Annotated in this window: 22 protein-coding genes and 1 pseudogene; 3 read left to right on the top strand and 20 right to left on the bottom strand. The window is 38.4% G+C overall.

Going from position 1 to position 23,726, the window contains the following annotated elements; genetic code table 11:
* Window positions 1-8: 8 nt before the first annotated feature.
* Window positions 9-257 (top strand): hypothetical protein, encoded by a 249-nt coding sequence (locus SOI81_RS08130; RefSeq protein WP_320541537.1) that lies wholly within the window; start codon window positions 9-11, stop codon window positions 255-257.
* Between the two features lie 92 nt (window positions 258-349).
* Here SOI81_RS08130 and SOI81_RS08125 read toward each other — a convergent pair whose 3' ends face one another.
* The 3 genes from SOI81_RS08125 to SOI81_RS08115 form a co-directional block, all read right to left on the bottom strand.
* Entirely contained in the window at window positions 350-1,546 is a 1,197-nt protein-coding gene (locus SOI81_RS08125; protein WP_320541536.1) for a hypothetical protein, read from the bottom strand.
* Between the two features lie 118 nt (window positions 1,547-1,664).
* The gene (locus SOI81_RS08120; RefSeq protein WP_320541535.1) at window positions 1,665-2,573 is read right to left on the bottom strand and encodes a hypothetical protein; all 909 of its coding nucleotides are present in this window, start codon (window positions 2,571-2,573) and stop codon (window positions 1,665-1,667) included.
* A gap of 211 nt (window positions 2,574-2,784) precedes the next feature.
* Window positions 2,785-3,339 carry a TetR/AcrR family transcriptional regulator gene (locus tag SOI81_RS08115; protein WP_320541534.1) on the bottom strand — a complete coding sequence of 185 codons (555 nt, stop codon included), beginning with the start codon at window positions 3,337-3,339 and terminating at the stop codon, window positions 2,785-2,787.
* A 794-nt stretch (window positions 3,340-4,133) separates the two neighbouring features.
* On the opposite strand from SOI81_RS08115, the gene SOI81_RS08110 reads away from it, so the two are divergent.
* Window positions 4,134-4,568, top strand: a complete 435-nt coding sequence (locus tag SOI81_RS08110) for an HD domain-containing protein (RefSeq protein ID WP_320541533.1) — start codon at window positions 4,134-4,136, stop codon at window positions 4,566-4,568.
* An 80-nt stretch (window positions 4,569-4,648) separates the two neighbouring features.
* Here SOI81_RS08110 and SOI81_RS08105 read toward each other — a convergent pair whose 3' ends face one another.
* The 16 genes and pseudogenes from SOI81_RS08105 to SOI81_RS08030 all read right to left on the bottom strand — a co-directional run bounded on the left by SOI81_RS08105 (window position 4,649) and on the right by SOI81_RS08030 (window position 21,649).
* Window positions 4,649-5,812 carry a hypothetical protein gene (locus tag SOI81_RS08105; RefSeq protein WP_320541532.1) on the bottom strand — a complete coding sequence of 388 codons (1,164 nt, stop codon included), beginning with the start codon at window positions 5,810-5,812 and terminating at the stop codon, window positions 4,649-4,651.
* On the bottom strand, window positions 5,805-7,133 hold the full coding sequence (locus SOI81_RS08100) for a TolC family protein (RefSeq protein ID WP_320541531.1): 1,329 nt from the start codon (window positions 7,131-7,133) through the stop codon (window positions 5,805-5,807). The genes SOI81_RS08105 and SOI81_RS08100 overlap by 8 nt, the downstream gene beginning before the upstream one ends.
* Window positions 7,130-8,716 (bottom strand): GH3 auxin-responsive promoter family protein, encoded by a 1,587-nt coding sequence (locus SOI81_RS08095; RefSeq protein WP_320541530.1) that lies wholly within the window; start codon window positions 8,714-8,716, stop codon window positions 7,130-7,132. The genes SOI81_RS08100 and SOI81_RS08095 overlap by 4 nt, the downstream gene beginning before the upstream one ends.
* A complete protein-coding gene (locus SOI81_RS08090) occupies window positions 8,713-9,501 on the bottom strand; it encodes a hypothetical protein (protein ID WP_239970376.1) in 789 nt (262 codons plus the stop codon). The genes SOI81_RS08095 and SOI81_RS08090 overlap by 4 nt, the downstream gene beginning before the upstream one ends.
* A 188-nt stretch (window positions 9,502-9,689) precedes the next feature.
* Window positions 9,690-11,237 carry a DHA2 family efflux MFS transporter permease subunit gene (emrY, locus tag SOI81_RS08085; RefSeq protein WP_320541529.1) on the bottom strand — a complete coding sequence of 516 codons (1,548 nt, stop codon included), beginning with the start codon at window positions 11,235-11,237 and terminating at the stop codon, window positions 9,690-9,692.
* A gap of 24 nt (window positions 11,238-11,261) precedes the next feature.
* A complete protein-coding gene (locus tag SOI81_RS08080; RefSeq protein WP_320541528.1) occupies window positions 11,262-12,323 on the bottom strand; it encodes an HlyD family secretion protein in 1,062 nt (353 codons plus the stop codon).
* A 784-nt stretch (window positions 12,324-13,107) separates the two neighbouring features.
* Entirely contained in the window at window positions 13,108-13,230 is a 123-nt protein-coding gene (locus SOI81_RS08075; RefSeq protein ID WP_000737387.1) for a hypothetical protein, read from the bottom strand.
* Between the two features lie 166 nt (window positions 13,231-13,396).
* Window positions 13,397-14,791 (bottom strand): methylenetetrahydrofolate reductase C-terminal domain-containing protein, encoded by a 1,395-nt coding sequence (locus SOI81_RS08070; protein ID WP_320541527.1) that lies wholly within the window; start codon window positions 14,789-14,791, stop codon window positions 13,397-13,399.
* Window positions 14,792-14,864: 73 nt separating this feature from the next.
* Complete coding sequence (locus tag SOI81_RS08065; protein WP_320541526.1) at window positions 14,865-15,632, bottom strand: NUDIX domain-containing protein; 768 nt, start codon at window positions 15,630-15,632, stop codon at window positions 14,865-14,867.
* 60 nt (window positions 15,633-15,692) lie between these two features.
* Window positions 15,693-17,186 (bottom strand): nicotinate phosphoribosyltransferase, encoded by a 1,494-nt coding sequence (locus tag SOI81_RS08060; RefSeq protein WP_320541525.1) that lies wholly within the window; start codon window positions 17,184-17,186, stop codon window positions 15,693-15,695.
* 11 nt (window positions 17,187-17,197) lie between these two features.
* Window positions 17,198-18,082, bottom strand: coding sequence for a phosphoribosyltransferase family protein (locus tag SOI81_RS08055; RefSeq protein ID WP_320541524.1), 885 nt, complete (start codon window positions 18,080-18,082; stop codon window positions 17,198-17,200).
* Between the two features lie 181 nt (window positions 18,083-18,263).
* A pseudogene (locus SOI81_RS08050) lies at window positions 18,264-18,359 on the bottom strand (sulfite exporter TauE/SafE family protein); the annotation flags it as partial.
* 8 nt (window positions 18,360-18,367) lie between these two features.
* Window positions 18,368-18,859 (bottom strand): GNAT family N-acetyltransferase, encoded by a 492-nt coding sequence (locus tag SOI81_RS08045; RefSeq protein WP_239977192.1) that lies wholly within the window; start codon window positions 18,857-18,859, stop codon window positions 18,368-18,370.
* Window positions 18,856-19,620 carry an ABC transporter ATP-binding protein gene (locus tag SOI81_RS08040; protein ID WP_239977162.1) on the bottom strand — a complete coding sequence of 255 codons (765 nt, stop codon included), beginning with the start codon at window positions 19,618-19,620 and terminating at the stop codon, window positions 18,856-18,858. Before SOI81_RS08040 ends, SOI81_RS08045 begins: the two co-directional genes overlap by 4 nt.
* Entirely contained in the window at window positions 19,617-20,627 is a 1,011-nt protein-coding gene (locus SOI81_RS08035; RefSeq protein WP_239977160.1) for a FecCD family ABC transporter permease, read from the bottom strand. The genes SOI81_RS08040 and SOI81_RS08035 overlap by 4 nt, the downstream gene beginning before the upstream one ends.
* 2 nt (window positions 20,628-20,629) lie before the next feature.
* On the bottom strand, window positions 20,630-21,649 hold the full coding sequence (locus SOI81_RS08030) for an ABC transporter substrate-binding protein (protein ID WP_320541574.1): 1,020 nt from the start codon (window positions 21,647-21,649) through the stop codon (window positions 20,630-20,632).
* Between the two features lie 325 nt (window positions 21,650-21,974).
* Here SOI81_RS08030 and SOI81_RS08025 point away from each other — a divergent pair, with 325 nt between their 5' ends.
* Window positions 21,975-23,318: a PepSY-associated TM helix domain-containing protein gene (locus tag SOI81_RS08025; protein ID WP_239977158.1), complete on the top strand. Its 1,344-nt coding sequence runs from the start codon at window positions 21,975-21,977 to the stop codon at window positions 23,316-23,318.
* A gap of 117 nt (window positions 23,319-23,435) precedes the next feature.
* Here the strand turns inward: SOI81_RS08025 and catC are convergent, their stop codons facing one another.
* Window positions 23,436-23,726 carry a muconolactone Delta-isomerase gene (catC, locus tag SOI81_RS08020; protein WP_016140968.1) on the bottom strand — a complete coding sequence of 97 codons (291 nt, stop codon included), beginning with the start codon at window positions 23,724-23,726 and terminating at the stop codon, window positions 23,436-23,438.

Here is a 23,726-nt window from a genome sequence, read left to right as displayed (position 1 = left end):
AAATTATAATGATCCACTCATTATTTGAGAGTTATAAAATGAGCTTAAACAATATTAAAGAATTAAAAGAAGTTGATAACATTCAAGAAGTTAATTTACTATTGAACCAAGGATGGGTTTTGCTTTCGATTCTTGAATCAAAGGATAGAAATGTATATGTAGTAGGTCTAGATAGATGGAAAAAATTTGATGCAGATTACCCTGTAGATCAAGAAGCATGGAATGAATTTTTCCCTAAAAATCCTGTTCACGAATGATATTTCATTAAAATCACCAATAATATGATGACTAAAGTTTATAAAGTTAAATCTTTTAATAAAAAATTAGTCATCAAATATTAGTTATTTAACTATAAACGGCGTGTTGGTTTCTCCGAAAATCCAAGATATGAAATCTGAAGTATCGAGTCAAAGAAGATTTTGCTTATTTGTGACTGAGGTAACTCTTTAACTCTTGCGTAGTTTTTAAGATCCCAGTTATTAGCAATTGCTCTTTCGCCTTGCCCTTCACAAGATGAGATAACCATATTTTGAGCATGGATTTTAGTGATTTTTCCTGATTGATATTGCTCTGTACTGTTTGCAATTGCTCTATAGATAATATTGTAAATTTGACCTACGGAAAAATTGTTAACCAAGTTCTGAAAGACAGTATATGTTTTAGTACCTGGAGAAAAATCATAACGTACACTTTCCATTTTAAACATTAAATATTGCATACTTTCATAAAATGCAATTTTTTTCCAAAACTCATAGCAAAAAATAGAATCTTCTAAAAATTCATCTGATCTCGGATACATCAAACGATGAAGCATCATTTGATAATTTCCATCCTTAGACTGAATATTAATTTTATATTTAATATAATAAATAAAATAAGTTATTGATCCATCTTCTTCCTCTTGAAATTGATCAAGATCATTTATTAAATATGGAATAATGAACCTTCTAGATAGTAAGTGTTGCAAAAGCTCAGAGGTAAACTCAAGATAAGGAGTAATAGCTATACCTTTTTGATTAACTTCTTCAATATATTCAGCATCTTCATGCAAGCACTCCCTTAATAGGCTTGCTAAGTAAATTTTATCAATTAAAGATAATTCTTCTTCACTTATAGAAGGAATTTTTTGTAGCTGTTCTAAGTAAGTAATTTTTTTATTATTTAAACTTTCTTGCTTGCGTTTCTTTTCCAACTCTTCAAGCTTTACTTTTTCTCTACATTTGAGACATGTACAGGCTCGATTTTGTTGATGTTGGCATTTGGGACAAATAATATCTTTTCGACTCAACTGTTCATAGGAGCTCTTAGAATTAAGCTTTGTAATCATTGGAAGATTACAAAACTCGCATTCGCTATTTATCTTTACTGGCGGAAATAATGAAACAAGCTTAGAGCTGAGGACAGCTATATTATAGTGCTGGATAAGCTCACTTACTTTTATACCACTGTAGTAATCATTAACTAAGTTCGTTATTTCTTCTGGTGTTAAATGAGATAAAGCAGAGTTAATCTCACTGAATTCAAAATTTTCTTTGTCAAACATCATGCTATTCTGTTTTATAACTGTGTAAATATTTTAATAATTATATTTGATTTTTTTAAAGTTTATTAATTTTATTTAGCAGCTCAAAAGCCCACTTTTCAAGAGCGGGCTCTTTTTACGATTAATTTAATAGTATTGAATTATATTTCTCGGGTAATAGACCATATTCACCCCACTCAAGATTTTCAACACAAAGGCCGATACCATTGACCGTAATTTTCCCCCAAAAGAGAACAATTCGACCTGCAGAATTATCATTAATTCCGTGTTTCTTTTGAACTCCATTTAAGTCTTTAAGATAAAAATCTTTAATTGCTGGATTAGAAACTAATCTTGTCATCCTTACATTACTATCTGAACCAGCACCGGCTACATGTGAGCTTCTAATCACACCAAAATATAATTTGGGTTCATCATCTTCTTCAATAACATCTTCAACGTTATGAAGTAATTCATTTAGTAGAATTGCTACATTTGAATTTGGCATATAAAAGTATTTATAGTAATTTTCATCAAATTTTCTACAAATACCTGCTACTGTAGTAATTTTAGTCGGTAAATTTAATGTTTCACCCGTGTGTCTTGCGATTGGAATAGCAGATACTGGACCATCCTCATCTTCTACTGCTGTTTGATCATATTCTTCTGATTCAGAATCATTTTCTACTGGAGGCTCTGATTTAAACTTATGGATAATAGCCAATTGCTTATTTTCAATTGCTTCCCTTGCTTCTTCTTCTGTTTCGTATAATTGACCTTCTGGTTTAGGCACTCTTAATCTACAGTCAACTTCACGATAAGAAGGTAAGTGTGAAAAAAAAGCTTCTCTACCATTTGTAAAAAAATCTTCTACTAAAGGCTTTCTAGTTAAGGGAGTAGAACATATTGGGCAAAAAATTTTATCTTTCATTGAAATATCAAATTCTTTAGCAATAATACTTATAGCATTTCTGCGTAAATTATCTTTGTTACCCGATTCGTAATTCCAGCCATCTAAAAATAGAGCTGATTTAATTCGATTTTCAGACATATTATTCTCTTAAAGTCATTTTGAAGTTTTACCTTCATTTATATTAAGTTAGTTACACAAACTTTAATCTGAGTAACATTGTTATGCAGATCAATGTTTCTAACTATTATTAAGTACAGCTACAAATACTATAATTTATAGATATATTAATAAACATAATATAATTCAATAACAAATAAGACAGCTACTTGACTTTGGTCTTAGATGGAACTCACCCAAACCGCAACAAAAAATACTCAAGTAATCTCTCCCGTTCATCTGGTTTGTTCGGATCTAAAAGCTGAACCATTGCTCCATCAATCACAAACAAAAACATGTGGGCATCTTGTTTTGAAGCATTTTCGTTGGTGGTTAAAAGTAACTTATAGATTTCATTAATGAGCCAGTTTCGGTAGTCAATTACAAGCTGATATGCCTTTGGATGGGTCTTCGCAATTTCAAAAATGGCTTTAAACGGCAAATGGTAAAGCCCGTCTAAGTCAGCATGTAAGAAGTAAATCTTGCGGAGCTTTTCAATCACGGTTAAGTGTTTTTCAACATAGATAATTGAAATGACCGCATGTTTAAGCCCATCTTTTTGAAAAGTTAAGCTCATTTCAATAAGACGCTCTTTTGAGTGAAAGTAGTTATAAAACGTGGCTTTTGGAATGTTTGCCGACTCAACAATTCGGTCTACGCCGACTTTATGAAAACCATATTTATTAAATAAAAACCTTGAAGTGTGAAGCACGCTTAAAGCACGAAATGGGAGATCGATATGTGGCATATTTTTACCGTTATAAAAAATTATTGTTGTATATAAATGAGATATAAAAGCCGCTGCCTTTTGGGAGAAAAAAAGGCATAGCAAAGCCGTAAGACTGTGCGCAGCACATCTCAAGTTTTAGTTGTTGCTAAGTTTTAAGTAATAACGAGTTAAAGCCTAAAAGCCTTACGGCGATCAAGCTACGTTAAATGTTTTAAGCTGTGTTGTTATAGCTTTTGGCAAAGGCAGCCAAGAAATGATGAATGTGCAAAGCCAACTCCTTATATATGGAGTTCTGCCAAGACATTAGAATTATGGTGGCAGAACGAAAGGGGTTCGCAGACTGGCTTCAAGACCCAGCACACCCGAAGGTGTCCCCCTCCGTTCCGCCATAGAGGGGGCACGAGGGTATACACACTAAAAGAATAATCTTTTAATGCTCTTGAAGAACGGTCTGCGACAACCGACTGGCAATGTAGGCCAGCCCGCAAATGGTAATCTCCAATATTTGAAGTGTCAATGTGAAATTGGCTAGAAAATATTTAAATAATTATTATTTTTCATTTAATTACATAATTAAGGAAATTCTTAAGTATTATTTACAATCTACTTTTATATCATTAAGTTAAAGTTTAAAATTTTGAAAACTTAAGGTCTGAATTGTCCTATCTCAACCAAAATGAATAAACAAAAATGAGTAACTACTGTTATTAAATGGAGTTTTTATGAGTGGCTATTCAGTATAAACTTGTGATTTAAGCGACTCATCTCACAAATTAGACCGTGTCATATACTTAAAGTAACAAGAGCAAAAAATGACTCAAAATCAAGTTAAACTCGCAGAGAAATTGTCAAAAGAATCGCATCAAGGACAAAAGTATGGTCCTCATGATTACTTTGATTACCATATTAAAGGTGTGGTCAATTCATTAATTGAGCATCAATTTTCAGAAGTTTATATTATTACAGCCCTTCTACACGATAGCGTTGAAGACACGCCTCTTACGCTAGACAAAATCGAAAGCTTATTTGGAAAAGAAGTCCGCGATGCCGTTGATGCATTAACAAAACGGGAAAGTGAAACACGCGAGGAATATTTAATTCGTTGTAGTTCGAATCCGATCGCTCGAGTCGTAAAACTTCATGACGCCGCCTTTAATGCGCATAACTCACATAAGGACAATAATCACTCACGTGTAGATTATTACCTTCAAACCATGTTAATTGTTTCAACGGCCCAAGAGAAATAAAGATCTATGCAAGAGCAAGTTTATGGATAACATCCGTAAAATTTTGCGCATTAATAACCTACGGCGAAACTCTCTTAAGATTAAATACGCCCAACCTCTAAGTATGGAATCAGGTTTTTATCAAAATGTGGTCTTGGGTCGCCTTCAAAACTAATAAATCCATGCATCCCTGTTAGGCGCTCTCCTTTATAAAACTGGTTTAACTGATAACGCGGGTCTTTATGGGAAAGCGTAAAACTCACCACACCAACGCCCTGCTGTTTTGACTTGCTATAAGCATCTTCAAGCATTTTATGATGCAAAGCCAAATCTTCGGGATGGCACATGAGGGTATGTAGCACATGGTACTGAATAGAGTCGCCGAGTTTAGGCAAACGCATGCCTTTAGTTAGCGGAGTCAACAAGTTGTAAATGGGTCTAAGCACGCCAATGGCTGAGCTGTAATGCAAAATTTTAGTTTGCTTAATCGTATGCTGATCCCATAGACCAAACATCCCCACCAGTTTTTCACATTTAAAGTAAAGTGAAAAGTCTGAGAGTTTTATTCCTGAAAAATACTGATGTCCTTGCGCCAGTTCTTCAAAGTTATAAGCTGGAATAAAGTTATAAAACTCGGCCATGTCGGCAATAAACTGATTCATTGCGGGTACATGTTTGGCTTCGGCTATACAGCTACGAATCTCTTCAAGATCACTTTGCTTAGCAGCCTGTTTTAAAAATGCTGTGATTTTTCGTTTCGCGCCCAAGTCAGTTAGACTCAATGTCTCGATAAGTCCTTCGTCATAATAATCAGGCATTCCCGTTTTTCCCGTTTGGATGGCAGCGCGCGCGGCATGGTTATCATCAAAAATAATCATTTGGCTAAAGTTAGGTGCGTGCATCGTATCTTTTACATGCTTGCCTAAAACCTTTACCAGTGATTTACCACGATAGCTATGGTCTACCCGTAAATCTCCCGCATATCTTAAATTTTGAACGGTTCGGTCGACGTAACACGGACGGTATCCGTTGCTATAACAAGCCACCTTCTTTTGACTCTCAGTGTCTTCAATCACGACGTGCAGTTTATGCCGATAGACAATGTCGGACGCCCTAAAATAACTCGGTTCACGCTGAAAGCTAATTTGTATGCCTTTGGTGGTCATCGGTACGGCAATTAACTCTCGTAAAGCCTGATCATCTGCCAAAGTTGCTTCACGGGTAATCAGCGTATTATCAGTAAGCGGTGTATTTGTTTTATTCATTATTCACCTGTTGTGCAGTTTGTACGGGAACCAAGTTATTTAAACGCCCCATTTGGTCGAGTAACTGATAGACAAACACCACTTCGTCTTGATCATTCACGGTTTTTTGGGTTTGAACATCGAGTAATTTCTGCTCGGTATTGAGCAAATCAAACGTGGTTTTAGTGCCCACATCAAACTCTTTACGTGTGTAGACAAAGGCAATAGACGCTGCTTCTATGGCATTTGCCAGTGCTTCTTTATTTTGTCGAATGGTTTGAAGCTGCGCATAGGTCGTGCGTGTTCGCTTATTTAAATCTAGTTCAAGACTTCGCGTTTTTTGGTTAGCCAAATCGATATCGGCCTGCGCTTTTTTGACATTGGCCCGATTTAAACCATCGTCATAGAGCGGTACATTAAGCTGCACCCCAACCATATAGTTATTACTTTCCGAACCAATATAGCTTGCTTCATCTTGCTTTCCGGCACGGCTGGTGAGCATCACTGTTGGCCAGAGTTCGCGTTTGGTTAAAGCGTATTGTTTCTCGGCAGCCTGCTTTTCATATTTGCTACGCATGAGAGCCGGATGGTTTTTGGTTTGTGCCAAAATTTCATCTAGGTTAGCGGGAATAGCGGGTAGTTGTTTAATCGCAACAAGGTTGTCAGGCGTTACACCCGTTACTTGGTAAAACTGTGCTTGACTTACGGTCAGGTTAGATTGAGCCTGTGTAATATCGGCTTGGCCTTGTGCGACTTGCGCCAAAACTTGAGCCAAGTCTGCACGGGTAATCATGCCCACGTCAAAACGGCGTTTCGACTCATATAAAGACCGTTGCAGATTTGCCATGGTCTTTTTTCTGAGTTCTAAAATGGCTTTCTTCTTTAATACGTCGGTATAGACCATCACGGTGTTTAAAATGGTTTCCGATCTCTGATCTGACAAACCTTGGTTTTGTGCAGAAAGCTGACTTTCGGCAACATCAATTCCTAAACGGTGTCGGCCAGAGGTATAGATCGGATAATCAGCCTGTAATTGCAAACTTCGGCCTTTACGGTTTCCTTCGGTTGGAAACAGGACGTGTGGAGGTGTATCTATTCTTTCATAGTCCAGTTGTCCGACTAAATTGACTTTGAGACCGTCACGCTGCTTGGCTTGTTCTAGCATAGCGGTAGACTGGTTCACGCTTAAACGGCTGACTTCAAGCTGACTTTCGTGCCTTAAACTGGCAGATAAAGCCTCATCTAAAGTCATAGCATGTGTATTCGACACAATCAACACGCCTAAATATAAAGCGTGTCGAAGTGTTAAAAACCGAGTATTAAATGGCTTCATCCCTTTCATAGTTGTTCCAAACTATTGAGAGTGACTTTTTTGAGTGGCTCAGGCTTGATATTGCCTTCAATAATGCCATCAAACATGACCAGTTTTTTGTAGGCATTCCAGCCATTATTGGCTTGGCGAATCTGAGGTTGGTCAAGCTGTCCTAAGTTCCGTGCAAGCTCGTAATGGAAGTTCTGACGCAAAATACTGTCGATATATTCGTTGCTAATGCTGTGGTGAATTTCACCTTCAAAAAGCACGCAATAAAATGGCTTAACCTGTTGCTGGGTATCAATCGCAAGTAAAGAAATCGCTTTCGATTCTGTTTCATTTAATTGTGACAACAACTGCTGGGCGGTTTCGGGCGCAAGTTTTTCACCGACCAGATCTACACCAAAACGGCGGCCTTGGAACTCAAAACACGGAATTTGCTCTATAAAGCCCGTAACCCGTAAGCAATCATCCAGACAGTAACGAAGCAAACCATTACCAGAGGTAATCAGCGGACTCACCACATCACCCTCTTTAAGCTGCCAAGATGGAATGATTTGACCTTGTTTATCACCTTCTAAATATTCAAATTCGTAGAAATGACTTTGATATGCCAGCGGGTATTGGTCGTTATAGGGAATCGTGACTACACCTTCGGTCGCCCATAGACCTTTGCCTTCAAACTGAACACTGGGCAATTTCTCTTTTAATTTTTCAGCCCAAGCTTTTGAACCTGCGGTATCCCAGCTCGACACCAGACTTAACTTTGGCCAGAGCTTTTTAAAGTCGATCTGTTCGCCGTTTGAACTTGCCATTAATGCTTGAGCACTTTTAGGGCTATGCGGTGCAGTGACTTCTTTTAATGAAGCCTGACGGTTGCCCCATGAACCACTTTGTAAAACATCAATGACGTCCTTTTGCAGTGACTCCAAACGTTCCAGCAATTGCAGCGCAAACGTTGGGCTCCACACCGAAATCATGGCTAAGTTACGGTTTGCGACCAAATAACAAATGGTGGCAAAGAGTGCATCATCCGCGTTGGCGGCAAATGCAACATTACTTGGAACCGCTTGAGTAAACTTAGATAAAATTCGCTTACCTACACCGAGTAGAGCACTATCATCATTTAAGTTTTTGTCTTTTAAAACTTCACGCTGGCTTTCAGGCAACCATGACACCGACCAGTAATGTGTGCCCGAACTCAACTGTGGGCATTTACGGTATAAACTTGCCATCCACGGCGCAATCGCATGGTCAAGTTCATCTAAAAATAGCTTGGTGTATGGAATAAACTTGATTTGTTCACTCGAACCACTGGTCGGCTGGAAACGCACCAGCTTACTGCTAGACAATGACAGTTTTTGTTCACGATAACGTTGAATGTCTTCTCGCCATGCGCCGTAACGTGTCGCAGGAAATGATTTTACAAACTGCTCATAGTTTTGAACTTTTTTATCTTTGGCAAAGGTCGAGTTCTGTAAAATTGAATGCAGAATTTGACGTTGCGTTGTCTCTAAAGCATTAAACTGTTTTTGAAAATTACGGTCAGTTGCATCACACCATTTTTTTAAAACTAGATGTGAACCTAAAGTGAGCCATTCATTAGATTTCATTGGATGGCCTCTCTACGTTTTGTTTTATGGGCTACACAAGCTTCAAATCTTCCCTTACTTGTAGGTTTGGTCATTAGCTTCACTGGGAAACGAGCAATGTCTTTCCAACCTAATCGACCAATACACGGTAGTTCTGTGCCTGCTTTCCATGTTGGATTCATCTGCTCAAAGAAATGAATATTTGGATTTTTCTCTCTCATTTCGGCAGTAATTGGTGCGACTTCGCCCTTTAATGGCTGATAGTCATCACCAAAATTTAAAAGGCCCGCTTCACGGTCATAGTATTCGCCAAAGAATTTCTCGCAGTAGTGCTCGACAACTTCCGAGAGATGCTGGTTTTCATCTTTAATATTTGGGTAATAGACATAATAGTTATTGGCGAGTAACAGGTAAGTCTTATAGCCTTTAGAGATCAAGAGCCAATAGAGTTCGTTAAATGGATATTTGATTCGAAGCTTAATCATCAGTTTGAGCATGGTACTTTGCAGACTACGCGTGCCCCAAAACTTTTTCAAAATAACCGTATCACCACTAAATAACACGGTGTAGTCCTTACCATTTAAGTAGAAATGCTGCACAACAACAGTAGAGAAACCGACAATCTCATCTGTTTCTGAGTCAAAAATTAAGATTGCACCGCTTTTATTTTGGAAATCATCTACGAAAATAGAAAATCTCGTATTTTCATAATACTGTTCGTAAATGGAATACATCACTTTTAATCGCTCTGTATCGATTTGTTCCTTTTCAAAATATTGCCCATAAGTCGTGTTTTTCAGGTTCAATTTTGAAATCAGTTTATACGTTGTATTAATCATAATCCTTTAACCTTCCACCTCTAATTTGCGAGTTCCCCGACCTCATCAACCGATTTTAGAAAACTCATCTCAATGTTCTTTTTCTATGAAGGGATATGTTTTGATATGCCCTATTGTTTTTCATTCTTTGAAAGCTGCTCTTTATTTCTAAATCGCTACATATTCATTTTCTTCCCCCGATCCATAAAGATGGTTAAAAAGGCGGTCACAAACATGATGATTGCGAGCATGCGTAATAAGTCATTAAAACTCGATGTCAGTGCTTGAAAATGAATGTCTCGATAAATCACACTGAGCGCGATTTGCTGTGCGTTTGATCCAACTTCCTGATATTGCGCCGTGAGCTGATCCAGCCTTTCTATAAAGATCCAGTTCTGCGGTGTCATCGACTGATTAATCTGGGTAACATGTAGTGCAGTGAGCCAATCTAATGATGAGTTAATCAGTGCCAGTCCAACCGCACCGCCGATATTGCGCATGAGGTTATAAATTCCGCTGGCATCGGCTACTTTGCTGAGTGGTAAAGTGCTCATGGCTAAATGTGAAACTACAATCAGGCAGATCATGAGGCCAATACCACGGTAAATTTGTGGCCAAAACATAAAGTCGTAATCGCTGTGAATGCTGAGGTGCGAATTGAGCCATACACCAAAACCCGCCAGAATCATTCCGACAAATACGGTTTTTCGGGTATCAAAATTTGGAATCAGCCATGCGAGGAACGGCGCAAAGCAGAACATGACAATGCCTGTCACCATCATGACATGACCAATTTGGCTACTGTTCATTTCTCGGACTTGCCCAAGAAACACGGGAATCATGTAACCCAAGCCATAGAGCGCCATACCAATCACAAAAGTTGTAATGGCACTTAAGGTAAAGTTTTTATTTTTAAATACGGATAAATCGAGCAAAGGCTTAGGCTGGGTGAAGCTTCTAGAGAAGAAAATCATGCCGCCTACAATGCAGATCATAAAAGCAATACGAACACCTGTGTCTGCAAGCCAGTCATGTCGTGCACCTTCATCAAGAAAATATTCAAGCCCACCCAAAAACATCGCCATACCAACGAGGCTAAACCAGTCCATACCTTTGATGAGTGAATAGTTCGCACGGTCGATATTTGGCCCTGAATAGATGACGGTGGCAATGATAATGCCCGGAATAATATTGATCAGGAACATCCAGTGCCATGAAAAGTTATTGGTGAGCCAGCCGCCAATGGTTGGGCCAATGGCCGGACCTAAAGTGCTGATCATGCCAAACATCACCAAAGGCAAAGAACGTTTTGCTTCAGGGAAAAGTAAGTACAACGCAGTCATTGAGGTCGGAATCATCCCCCCGCCCATAAAACCTTGAATGCCACGGAATACCAATAGACTTTCTAAGTTCCATGCCAACGCACACAGTAAAGAACTGACCGTAAAACCAATTGCACAGATGGTGTAATACACCCGTGTTGACAGCACCCGCGAGACAATACTCGACATTGGAATTGCAATAATTTCGGCAATTAAATAAACCGTTTGCACCCAAGTCACTTCGTAACGACTTGCACTCATGCCAGCTTGAACTTCGTTTAAAGAACTCGCCACAATCTGAATATCAAGAATCGCCATGAAATTGCCAAAAATCATGGCCGCAAAAATTGCCCATGCCGTCTTTGCGGGAAACATCCACTCGGCTTCAAGGTGCTTATTCATTTGTTATTACCTAAAATTTTATTATTAAGTTCTTAGGTCAACGGTAGCGCTCACCGACATTCCAGGTTTTATCAAATCAATATGCGGGCTTGAATCTATGGCAATACGCACAGGAATGCGTTGTACAACTTTGTTAAAGTTACCAGTGGCATTGTCTGGTGGCATGAGTGAAAAAGTTGCGCCAGAAGCTGGTGAAAAACTCTCAATTTTTCCGCTATAGGTCAGGCTTGGGTAAGCATCAAGTTTTAATTCAACTTTCTGACCAATATGCATTTTTTCAATTTGGGTTTCTTTGAAGTTCGCTTGTACGTACAAACTGTTTTCAGGAATGATTGCCATTAAGCGCGTTTGCGGAGAAACACGCGAGCCTTTCTGTATTGCAAGACTACCGATTTTGCCGTCTACTGGACTGACCACTTTTGACGAAGCCAGATCGACTTGATACAGATTTAAATTTGCATTGGCACTTTGAATATCTGCTAAAAGCTGCGCTCGACTAGCCTGTAAACTTCCCAATTGAGCTTCTGCTGCATTGACGGCGGCTTGTGCCTTGTTGAGTTGCGCTTGAGCTGTTAAATATTGAGACTGAATACCTTCAAAATTTTGACGAGTAATCACCCCATCTTTTAATAAATCTTGATAACGTTCAAAATCTTTTTTTAAGCGGGATAAATCTGCTTGCGCTGCCACTACACCACTATTTGCTTCCGTAATTGAAGACCGAGCAGATTTTTCATTTTGTTGTTGTACGCCAAGCGCTGCTTCTTTTAAGCTGACCACAGAACGGGCCTGATCATAGCGAGCTTGGTAATCGCGATGATCTAATACCGCTAAAGTTTCCCCTTTTTTTACCACCTGATTATCATTAATTAATAACTCAATCACTTCGCCTGAAATCTTTGGCATGACCCAAGTCACATCAGCTTGTACATAAGCATTATCAGTAGATTGATAAAATCGGTATACAAAAAAATAATATACGATACCAGCAATTAAAAGTAATAAAAGGACGCTGAAAACACCCCAAGTTATTTTCTTTCGACTTTGGAAATTAGTGTCAGTTTCTAGCTGAGCGACGTTATCCATATTCATTCCGTGTATTTGTAATATTCGATTTTTTATTTACCCCAATAAAATATTGGCGTCTTTTTTACGTAACTTTTCACTTGGTTTTATTCAATGAATCGTGACAGCGTAAAATTTGGTGCAAATTATGGTTCTTAAGCTAATTAAATATCATTGACCTCTTTGACATATATTTTTTCTCTTTGTGCCAATAGGTAGTATTTTATAAATAATATATTTAAAAATTATGTAATTTTATATTCTAACTCATTTCTACTTATAAATTTATATATAAATTGATATATAAATATTATTAATCAAACACTTAATACAACACTTAAAAATAGTAAAAAGTGCAATCGATAGCCTTCTTTGTTATACAGCTATAAAATAATATTTTTACTTTGTATAATTTAAGTAAAGTTAATTAAGATGTTTTGTAATTTAAAAAGTAGTTAGTAATACTCGTTATATCCTTATAAAATTAGAATACATATAAAATATAAATATTATGATTTCTAAAAATGAGACTAATAAAAACGACTGACTTTAATAAAACTACTAAGCTATGATTCTTACATGTATAAGTCTTTATATTAATTAAAATGATATATAAATTTTTAGATAAAACCCAAGTTTCTATTCCTTTTAAACACATTCTTAAAAAGAAAAATAAACCTAAAAAAGAGTTAAAAGTAACTCTTTTTTATTTAGGAAATAGTGATTTAAGGAGTTTTGATTATTTATTTAAAAACTTAAAAATTTCTTCCAAATGAAACCCACTCATTGAGTGGGTTTTTTATTACTAACCGTTTTGCCTGAGGTGATCTTGGAACTCTTGGTCGTGTATTTTGTTGTAATTAACAGGGTCGTAGACACATCCAGTTAAAACAACAATTACAGTAAGTACAGCAACCAACTTTTTCATTGAGACAGCCTTTCTTTTAACGCAAAAGATTTGCTTTAAGTATACTCCTAGGTGATCACTTTGATTGGACATAATTAAGGCAAACGATTGTTATTTTTAAATTATCGCCGTGCTTTAGCATATAAATTGATTTTTTAACAAAATCAAATCAAGGAAGTTATACAACTTATACCTCAGTCGCTAAATACCAATTTTTCCAAGAGCTGGTTCCCCTTGTTTCAATAGGCACAGTTGGAATCAGTTTTTCTTTTAATATTTCGGTTTGTTCAATGGCTTTAGCAAGCCTTGCTTTAACAGAGTGAATGCATTCACGGTCACCAAATTCGCAGCGGTCTAAAGTTGTACCGCCACATGGCCCGTTGGCTAAACCTTTTGGACATGTTTCAGGGCAAATATATAAAGTATCGCTTAGGCGACACTGACCACAGCTTTCACAACCCACTAGGCTATGTTTACTCAGTACTTCTGTTTTAAGTAAGAGTTTTGCGACCAAAGCATTTTCCCAAAAAGATGCCTTGAAAATAAAACGTCCGACGCCTTTAGCAATTTTTGATCCAAACATTGCTTCATGCATAACATGTAGCTGGCGATATTTAATGATTTGTTTAGAGGTCGGCTGACGTGAAAAATGCTTAATTTCAGGTGCAAACTCTTTGCCTGTGGTGACTTGCCACAGTGAATTCCAAAGCTCTTCTAAAGCTTCAAGCTTCAGATGACGATATTGCTCGACGTAGCTTTCAAGCAGCATTTGTTCTTCTGGCTTATGACAAGCAGATAAGTGAATTCCTGCAAACCCTAAATGTTTACATATCAAAATCTGTAAAGCGCAGCGTAAATAAACTCGGTTTGTATGTCCCGCCTGTTTTTCGTCTGCCAAGACTTTTAACATGTGCGGAGTAATGACAATACCTGCCACTTTATGTTTCACCATAAAATTGGCACGTGCCAAAGTCAGTGGCATCACACAAGCGAGTATTTGCTGCGAATAATCATGCTTGGTTAAAAATGATTTAGCTTGCTTTAAGGTTTCAATGTCATAGCCCAATTGGGTAATAATAAAGTCAGCACCTGCTTTAATCTTCTTATGCAGTTTTAAATATTGTGCATCACGCTCAGCTTCAACATATTTAAATGGGTTAAAAGCAACTCCAATACGAAACCCACCATGCTGCTTGGCTGCCATTACAGCATTTACAGACTCTAAGTATCGACTACGAGGCTGTCCATCTCGACCATGATGATGTTCTTTGAGTTTATCGCCTGTAAGCAATAACAAGTTTTGAATATTGGCTGACTGGGCTTGTTCTAAAAATTGCTCAAAGTCTTGTATGTCTCGGGCCTTACCTGAAAAGTGTAAGACTTTCTCTATTGAGTCGGGGTAACTTTTACTGACTTCAAGCGGCGCAATATCATGATCGGAATGTACGCGATCTGCCAATGTCATTGCAGCTGGATATCCTGCGAACTCATGTTTCACAGGATAAATCTCATGCAGTGAAGTGAGATATTCCACCAACACAAAAAACTGATTTTGCTGGAAGCAGGGAGAAACGTGTGACATAGGCAAAGTGCTGATCAAAACATGACATCAATCATAAGCGCGGCATTATAAAACAAAAGTACATCAAGATGCGCTAGTCAGAAAGCTCATTGTTTTGCTTATCTTCAGCCTCTTTATTTCTGGGTAATTCGAGTGAACGAGGAAATATAAAATCAAAAGAATCGAGTGCATAGCGGTAAAGCTGAGCTGGTCGTTTACCCACGGTTTTACTGTGGTTAGTTTCTTCAACTGCGCCCGCTTCTATCATACGGCGTCTAAACGCTTTTTTATCTAAAGATTGCCCAAGAATAATTTCATAAATGGTTTGTAACTCGGTTAGTGTAAATAACTCGGGCATTAGACTAGCTGGCAATGCGGTATAGCGAGTTTTATTGGTTAAACGCTCTAATGCTAAGCTGAGCAATTCATTGTGATCAAAAGCTAATACAAAATCTTGAGCTTTTGCTACAGGCACCCATTCGCTGTATTCAGCCAAGGCTTGTTGTTGGTAGGCATTAAAATCAATTAAAGCAAAATACAAAATAGTCACCGCCCAACCACGTGGGTCACGTTTAGCATTACCGACCGAGGCAACTTGTTCTAAGTAAGGTGAAGCAATCCCAGTTTTTTCGACTAGCTTACGATAAGCCGTGGCCATTAAGTCTTGATCATGCTTTAAATCGGCAAAGCCACCCGGTAAAGCCCATTGGTCTTTGGCTGGGAAGTTTGGTCGCTTAATCAGGAGTACCTGCAACTGTCCATTAAATACCGAGAAAATAGCCATATCTACAGTGAGTAAAGGTGCGTCATAATCTCGGCGATCATAACTGGCAAGGAATTCTTGTTCAGTTTGAATAGTCACGTTCAGCCTCTCAATAAAAACGATGAGCCGATACACACGCAACGGCTCATCTAAATTCAGTTATACGATAGATAAACGCTCACGAATTTGATCTAGAGTACACTCATATTGAAGTTTACCATTTTCAAAGACTGTTTTTAGTGCTCCGCCTTGTTCTTGTTCGGCTGTTTGCTCATCAAATAAGGTAAAACCATTTTCACTTTCTTCAATACGTAATAGACCTTTCGCAGATTTTTTTACGCCTGAGTCAGTAATCGGGTCTTTAAACAGCTCTCGACCTACACCATTCACCTGCCCCCAAGTTGCTTTTACAGCAAACCCAAAGGTATCGCGAGTTAAGTAGTTATAGGTAAAGCTGCCTATACCAAACACCAAGTTGTTTGATGCAAAACCTTTGGCTTCTAATCCTTCTAAAATACGCTGTGCGCGGTCTAAAGTAATTGAGTCACCGTAAATTAAACCGACACGTTCATTCAGTACTTTATAGCCTTGCTCAGTTGTTGTACCTCCAAACACTTCCCATAAGCATTCAACTGCACCTTTGTAGGCAGGACTGCCAACTTCGGCATCTGGGTCACCGCAAATAATTTTAACAGGGTCACCAGAGTCTGGACGGAAAACCAATTTAGCCAAACCTAAAGCATTGGGTTGTCTTGCCAAAATTTCAGATTTTAACGCCACAGTAAACTCGGTAATGACTCGCCAAAAGTCCCATGTATCAGACACAATACTAACCACACCAGACGGATAAAGCTCACAGATTAAACGCTTAAAGGTTTCTAGCTCACTGTTTTCCGTGCCCATACACATCACACTGTGTTCAGTTGCAGGTACAGATACCCCAATCACACCAGTTGCATTGTAATATTCTTCGGCGTAGTCAATAGAAGCAACCGAGTCTGTTCCAATAAAACTGGTTAAGTGACCTACGCCTGATTGCGCCGCATCATAAATGCCACTCATACCACGGCTACTAAAATCGTGTCCTTGCACAGGTACAAAATCGAGTGGTGCGCCAGTTTTAATAGCATATTTCGTTAATAAGCGTTTGTATTCATAGGCAATTGTGGCAGTAGTACAGCTTTTCCAAAGTTCAGCACTTAACACAGTTTCAATATAATTCGTTAACCAAAAAAAACGCGGTTCGGTATTAATGACGGTGAGCACAGGTACGCGCATATTGACGCGACTGCCTTCTGGCAAGGCTTTAATGCGTAATGGTAAATACCCCAAGTCGTGTAATGCTTCAATGTGATCAACAGGTACTGCGCCTTCACCTAATGAACTATCCATACGGCGTTTATAAGCAGCCACCACTTTGTCTTTAGGTTGCTTGAAAAAGCCTTCATTCCATGTATCGATTAAAAAGTGTTTGATAAAACCCTGAAGTCCAAAAAACACAATTTTATCGTCAAAGTCAGGCAGCATTTTTGCGAGTCGAGATGAACGCGGCGTAAAGTTAGCGTATACATACTCTGTGCCTGCCGGATACTGACGTCTGTGATCCGCTTTATAAAAATCAATAGCATTTAATGGGTTAAGTTTAATCGTCATCTTTATTCTCTTTATTTTGCTGCAAAAGCAATTACTGAAATTTTGTCTGATGGTTGTTGTGGAAAGCTGTCTGAGGTAAACAGTTGGTCAAGCAGTCCATCAAAAACCTCTATTCCTTTACTGAAAATACCGTGGGTCACATATAGAACGACCTTGTGACAATTAAGGCGACGGAGTTCTTTAGCAATACCAATAAAAGTTGCACCGCCATCACAAATGTCATCGGTAATGACCGCTGTTAGGCCTGATAAATCAGAAGCATGTACATGTGTACCCAAAATTTTGCCAGTCACTGGGTCGCGTTTTTTATCACACTGAACAATAGTGATGGGTTGTTTTCGCTCAACATTAAAAGCATCTGCAACCATTTGTGTACGTGCTTTTGCACCTTTATCTGGGCAAATCAATACGGTTTTTTCATCTTTTAATAATGTGCTTAGCGCTTCACTCTTTGTGATGATGTCGACTGAACTGACGTTTACAACTTCGCTAAAAGAAGTATTGGCAGCGAGCAAGACTGTTGTTACTTCACTATGGCAGTCCCAAACAGTGATTTTGCCTTGTTTGCCCGCTTTTTTGTCTACATTGATGTTGAGTAGCTTCGTCATCACATCAAGCGAGAATGCTTGACCTACTGCACAAATACGGTCCTGACGTGCATATGGAAAATACGGAATTTCTAGGTCAACAGTTAAGCCCTGATTCAGCAATATATTTTCAAGTAGTAAATAATCCATCACATCATGACTTGAGGTCATTTGTGCGCGAACGAGTACTCTGCCAGCTAGTGAAGTTAAAGTTTTCTCATCAATCTGAACATGACGCTCGCCACCAGAAAACTGCGAAAATTTCACTGGAATTTCATTTCTTGCCGCATCTAAAAGCTGGATAGCCATATCATCCTCTTTTTGTCTGATGACCTTCGATAAATATATAGTGGCACAAAGCCACTATATATTGCAAGTCTATTTTTTAAACTTTTTTCAAAGCCATTTAAGACATAAAATTGAGGGTTTTAGAGCGTTTATAAATTAGTTATTTAATAGAAATTATTATTCAAACTATTGAAAAAAATAATTAATTTACAAAAATCATGACTAGTAGAACTACTATTAAAAGTAGCGGATATAACTCTGCCCGCCATAAATCAGGTAGTTTTGAAATAAAATTTTTCTAATAAATTATAAAGATTTACTCATATGAATGGTGTCATAGGTATCGATCCATTCCCGTTGAATCACCTTAAATCCTTGTAGAGTCCAAAACTCTTCAGCCGCTGGCAAAAATGGATGGGTATGTAAATACAAGCTAGTAATCCGATTGTTTTTTGCATGGCTAAACAACATGTCACATAGCTTGGTTGCGATGCCCTTACGGCGGTATTCAGGCAATACAAACAACTTAACCACTTCTACCGTATTGGACGGCAAATTTAAATCAAAACGATGGTCATATGCCTGATATGCAATGGTGCCAATAATGCGGTTTTGGTCTTTTACCGTAATAAAGCAGCCCAATGGGTCATGAACATAATATTGCTCAAAATTTTGTAAATCTTTGGGAACTTGCCCATGATAAATTTCTGGGAATAGCTGCTGTCTTGTATAAAGCGCAAACTCTACCACAGAATCGTAGTCAGATTTTTCAACCAACTGATAATCAAACATATTTATAGCCAAGAATGATCAGGGATAACAATGGTTTTATCTTGAATCATGGCCTCATGAAACTCAACATCGTAGACACTTTTTAAAAACTTTGGATCGGTTATTCGTGTTTTTGACTCAGGCTTAACCACCTCATGTTGTCGCATAAAAAATAGATGATCTGCAAATAAAAAAGCCAAGTTAGGATCATGCATAATCGCAATCACCGTAAAATTTTGCCGCGACAACTGACGCAATTTTTTCATTAAATAAGACTGATAATAAACATCAAGATGGTTGGTTGGTTCATCAAGCAAAATAACTTTTGGGGCTTGCACTAAAATGCGGGCAATCATAACCAGTTGCCTTTCACCACCTGATAGCTCGGTATAAGGACGGTCACGCAAATGCTCAATATCTAAATCAAGCAAAGCTTGATCTACATGTTCCCAGTCTGATTTTGAAGGTCTATATCGGCTAAAAGCGGCACGCCCTGTAATCACCACATCTTTAACTAAAAATGGAAATACGGTTTTATGAAACTGCGGTAAAAAGCCGAGTAAGGCAGCCCGATCTTTTCCTTTAAAGTTTGATAGTGGTTTCCCATAGTAACGAATCAACCCATCTTTTACAGGTTCTAGGCCCGCCATCAATTTAAAAAGTGTCGATTTTCCGCAACCATTACGCCCTAAAATGACGGAAAACTGATTTTCGGGAAACTCCAAGTGAATATTTTTGAGAACCTGTTTGTGCCCATAGGCATAATTTAACTGATCAATTTGAATCATGCCCAATGAGTCCTCTGTGTTTTCATTAATAATAAGAAAAATGGCGCGCCAAGTAACATGGTAAAAATACCAATCGGTATTTCAAACGTCAGTAAAACCCGAGAAAAGTTATCAATCAACAGTAGAAAACTACCGCCTAAAATCATGTTGGCAGGAATACTGTAGCGGTGATCTGGTCCCACCAACATTCTCACAATATGCGGCATAAACAGTCCATATAAGCTAATAATGCCCGCCGCTGCCACAGATGTTGAAGTACATACGGTCACCAGCGCAATTAAAATAAGCTGCTCCCAGCGCGGGTTAACTCCAACCGCCTGCGCTTCTTCAGCACCGAGTGCCATTAAGTTTAGGCGCCAACGCATCGCAAATAATCCAGCAAGGCCAATACAAATCGGTAGCACGGCATATTGAACCTTTTGCCAAGAGGCTTGATGTAGATTACCCATGGTCCATTGCACTATTGCTTGCAGTTTAAATGGATCACTTAAATATTGAATAATCGTAAGGCCTGCTAAAAACAGCCCTGAAACAATCATGCCCGATAAAATTACCATCACTAAAGACGTCTGGCTTTCATGTTTTTGATGCGCGAATAAATACGTTAAGGCAACAGCGCACACACCAAAAACAAAGGCTGATAGATTTGGCGAAAGCCAACTTAAAGAAAGTGCTAAAGCTGCACCGAACGCCGCTCCAGATGAAATACCGAGTACATATGAGTCAACCAAGGGATTACGAAATAATGCCTGCAAGCCATTCCCCGCAGTTGCTAATGCAGCTCCCACCATAAAGGTGAGTAAGATTCTGGGCAATCTGACATTGACTAGAATGTTTTGCATCAGTCTAAATTGTTCCGCGTCAAAATATGGTGTACCGAAGACAGCTTGCACCCCCCACAGCACATAGTCCCATGCACTTAAGGTCTGAGTTGGCCCAATCAGCAACGAGATAAAAATCATGAGGAACGGTAACGGGTAAAACCAATAATATTTCAGCTTTTCCATATTCATTGCACCAACGCTTTGGCAAGCTGCTCACCATACAACTTGTTTAAAATACGCTGTTGTAAAGCACTTACTGGTAAATCAGACTGTTCAGGGTAAATACTGTGATTTAGATAAATCGCTGTAATAATAATTTTGATGGTATGTGGGTTATATATAAATGCAGGACTCAAATTAAAAACTTTTCGATTTTGTACGGCACTTAAGCCTTGTAATTCTTTTCGTTCATAAATCAGTTTGGGATCGGTATTCCAAAGCACAATATTGTCAGGGTTCCACTCAATTAATGTCTCGGGGTTTACATTAGGTTGATTGGCATTGGTCTGAACAATATTGTACGCACCCGCCAGCTCAATAAAGTCATTGGTAATTGACTCACGTCCAGAGGTAGAAAAAATACGTCCTCCTGACCATGCATAGTAAATTGATTGCTTATTTGATTGACGTGCGGTTTTGGCTGCGACCTCTGCAACAACTTCATCCGAAAAATTTAAAATTTCCTGAGCGCGCTTTTGAGCACCACTTAAAACCGCAATTTCAGATAATTCTTCTTTTACTTGCTCGTAAGTACCTGACTCCATGACATATACAGCAATGCCAAACTGCCGCAACAGGTCAATCGTTTGGGTTTGCCCACTCCCTACAATCACCAGATCTGGTTTTAACAACACAAGACTTTCAATATTGGTTGCATTAGCACCTTGTGAAGGTGTCGCAAGCTGCTTATTGGCAATGCGTTGATCTATTTTTGAATAGGCATTAAATAATAAAGGCTGGATGTATACTTCAGCTGGTATACCAATCACTTTGTGACCTTGCCCTAGCATATATAAGCCATCTAAACCCGACTCAAATAAAGAAACAATTCTTTGAGCTGGTTTGGCTACACAGACTTTTGTATTTGTACTATCAAAAACACATATCGAATGAGTTGTTAAGTTTTCTTGAGTTTTTCTATTTTGTTCAGATGAAGAGCATCCGTACAGGATGAATAAAGTGAGTATTGAAACCAGCAATCTCATTTTCGGCATCTTGCGCACAAATGTGGTGCAAAATAAAAAGACGTGTCTATTTGGTGCATTTTTCATGTGAAAAAAACACTATAAGAGAGCAAAACGGTTTGTATCATCATTTATACAACAATCAAATTAAGTATGTTAGATAAGGTCTTAGATAGTAAGCAAAAAAAACGCCAAATTTACCAAGTAATAAAAACTATTGAATGATTGGGCTAAAAAGCCTACATAAAAGCGAGTCAAATAATTTAATCATGTTTACAGCTCATTCAACATCAACAGAAATAAATCGCTATAATCCGCCCCAACACCTGATAGACACTCTTTTCTGATGCTGACTCAATCATCCTTCTGGCGTAGTCTTTACCGTTTAATTCATATTTATGCTGGTATTTTTATTGCACCATTAATCTTGTTTGCTGCAATTACTGGTTTACTCTATGCCATTACGCCTCAACTCGAACAAGCCATTTATAAAGATGTTCTATACGTTCAGCCGCTGGATCAACCGCCACATAAGCTGAGCCAGCAAATTGAAGCCGCAAAGCAAGTAATGCCTAAGTCTGCACAGGTGATTGAAGTTAGACCAGCACCAAGCGCTGGTGAGACAACACGTGTCATTTTTTCAGATCCAATACATGATTTTACGAGTGAAGCCGTTTTTATTGATCCTTTTACGCTTAAAGCCCAAGGCCATCTAGCGGTCTATGGTACGAGTGGAGTGTTGCCGTTTCGAACTACGCTTGATCAACTGCATAGTAATTTATTGCTAGGTAAATGGGGACGCTTTTATAGTGAATTGGCAGCAAGCTGGTTAGCTATTTTGACTTTAACTGGACTATATAATTGGTTGAAACGTCGTCAAAATCTTAAAATCCGACAAACACAAAAAAATAAATTATTGAGATGGCATAGCACGCTGGGTTTAACTTTATTTCCACTCTTATTATTAATCGCCATTACGGGCCTTACATGGTCTGAATGGGCTGGAGATAATATTCGAGTTGCTCGTCAATGGCTGAACTGGCAAACCCCAACATTAGCAACTTCTCTTCAAGAAGATAATTTACCTACAGTGATGCACCATGAACATCACGAAATGCCACACAGTGAAAATCTCAATTTAAATATCGTTTCCAGTGAGTACGATAGCGCTCTTTCAATAGCTAGAGCTCATGGTATTGACGCGGCACAAATACAAATCAAACCACCGACCAGTGGAAATCAAGCTTGGACCGTAGCCGAGATTCAGCGCAAATGGCCAACTCAAGCAGACAGTATCGCCATTGATATGGAACAACACAAAGTTATCGATCAACTTGCGTTTAAAGACTATTCGCTGGTAGCAAAGCTCACCCGTTGGGGAGTTGATGCGCATATTGGGGTTTTATTTGGCTGGATAAACCAACTGGTACTGGCGCTTTACGCGCTTGCGCTGTGTATCATGATTATTTACGCATATAGAGCTGCGTTTAAAAACTCGAATTTAAAACACATGACAACTCACTTTGTTGGTCAAAGTTTATTGATTTGGAACCGCGCAACTGGGCCGCAAAAATTATGGTTAATATTGGTAGGAATCGTGTTAGGGCTAAGCTTACCTGTTTTTGGATTTAGTCTTTTAGTTACGCTATTTATCTTTGCTATGCGTAAATATATTCCTTCTAAATCATAAATTTTCATTTGTGTAAGGAGTTAGACTTAAGTTTTGTCTAACTCCTTTTTAATAAAAATCCCAAATCAAAAACAACGTGCTTTCAAACTCTTGCTTTAAAAAAAGAGTGATTAACTATTAATAATCACCTTCTCGCACTGAAGACGGATGCCTATTTAAAGCAATCACTTCAATTTTCATATAAGGATAGAGAGGTAAACCTTGTAATAGATTATGTAGTTCCTCATTACTTTCAACATCAAAAATACTAATATTGGCGTATTGTCCTGTGATTCTCCATAAGTGACGACACTTCCCTTGTCTTTGAATTTCTTGGGAATAAGCACGCTCTCTTGCTTTAATATCTTCAATTTCCTGCTCAGTTAAATGGCTAGGTAAAGTCACATCTTTTCGTACGTAAAATAACAT

Origin of the sequence: Acinetobacter pittii, assembly GCF_034067285.1 — a bacterium.
Taxonomy (GTDB): domain Bacteria; phylum Pseudomonadota; class Gammaproteobacteria; order Pseudomonadales; family Moraxellaceae; genus Acinetobacter; species Acinetobacter pittii_E.
This window is presented reverse-complemented; position numbering and strand designations above follow the sequence as displayed.

Bases quoted from the DNA above. Each gene is read 5' to 3' on its own strand.
- SOI81_RS08120 (WP_320541535.1), bottom strand. From the start codon at position 2,573: ATGTCTGAAAATCGAATTAAATCAGCTCTATTTTTAGATGGCTGGAAT.
- SOI81_RS08025 (WP_239977158.1), top strand. From the start codon at position 21,975: ATGCTGACTCAATCATCCTTCTGGCGTAGTCTTTACCGTTTAATTCAT.
- SOI81_RS08125 (WP_320541536.1), bottom strand. From the start codon at position 1,546: ATGATGTTTGACAAAGAAAATTTTGAATTCAGTGAGATTAACTCTGCT.
- SOI81_RS08105 (WP_320541532.1), bottom strand. From the start codon at position 5,812: ATGAATAAAACAAATACACCGCTTACTGATAATACGCTGATTACCCGT.
- SOI81_RS08110 (WP_320541533.1), top strand. From the start codon at position 4,134: ATGACTCAAAATCAAGTTAAACTCGCAGAGAAATTGTCAAAAGAATCG.
- SOI81_RS08035 (WP_239977160.1), bottom strand. From the start codon at position 20,627: ATGGAAAAGCTGAAATATTATTGGTTTTACCCGTTACCGTTCCTCATG.
- SOI81_RS08080 (WP_320541528.1), bottom strand. From the start codon at position 12,323: ATGGATAACGTCGCTCAGCTAGAAACTGACACTAATTTCCAAAGTCGA.
- SOI81_RS08030 (WP_320541574.1), bottom strand. From the start codon at position 21,649: ATGAGATTGCTGGTTTCAATACTCACTTTATTCATCCTGTACGGATGC.
- SOI81_RS08040 (WP_239977162.1), bottom strand. From the start codon at position 19,620: ATGATTCAAATTGATCAGTTAAATTATGCCTATGGGCACAAACAGGTT.
- emrY (WP_320541529.1), bottom strand. From the start codon at position 11,237: ATGAATAAGCACCTTGAAGCCGAGTGGATGTTTCCCGCAAAGACGGCA.
- SOI81_RS08075 (WP_000737387.1), bottom strand. From the start codon at position 13,230: ATGAAAAAGTTGGTTGCTGTACTTACTGTAATTGTTGTTTTAACTGGA.
- SOI81_RS08115 (WP_320541534.1), bottom strand. From the start codon at position 3,339: ATGCCACATATCGATCTCCCATTTCGTGCTTTAAGCGTGCTTCACACT.
- SOI81_RS08060 (WP_320541525.1), bottom strand. From the start codon at position 17,186: ATGACGATTAAACTTAACCCATTAAATGCTATTGATTTTTATAAAGCG.
- SOI81_RS08130 (WP_320541537.1), top strand. From the start codon at position 9: ATGATCCACTCATTATTTGAGAGTTATAAAATGAGCTTAAACAATATT.
- SOI81_RS08070 (WP_320541527.1), bottom strand. From the start codon at position 14,791: ATGTCACACGTTTCTCCCTGCTTCCAGCAAAATCAGTTTTTTGTGTTG.
- catC (WP_016140968.1), bottom strand. From the start codon at position 23,726: ATGTTATTTTACGTACGAAAAGATGTGACTTTACCTAGCCATTTAACT.
- SOI81_RS08095 (WP_320541530.1), bottom strand. From the start codon at position 8,716: ATGAAATCTAATGAATGGCTCACTTTAGGTTCACATCTAGTTTTAAAA.
- SOI81_RS08100 (WP_320541531.1), bottom strand. From the start codon at position 7,133: ATGAAAGGGATGAAGCCATTTAATACTCGGTTTTTAACACTTCGACAC.
- SOI81_RS08055 (WP_320541524.1), bottom strand. From the start codon at position 18,082: ATGGCTATCCAGCTTTTAGATGCGGCAAGAAATGAAATTCCAGTGAAA.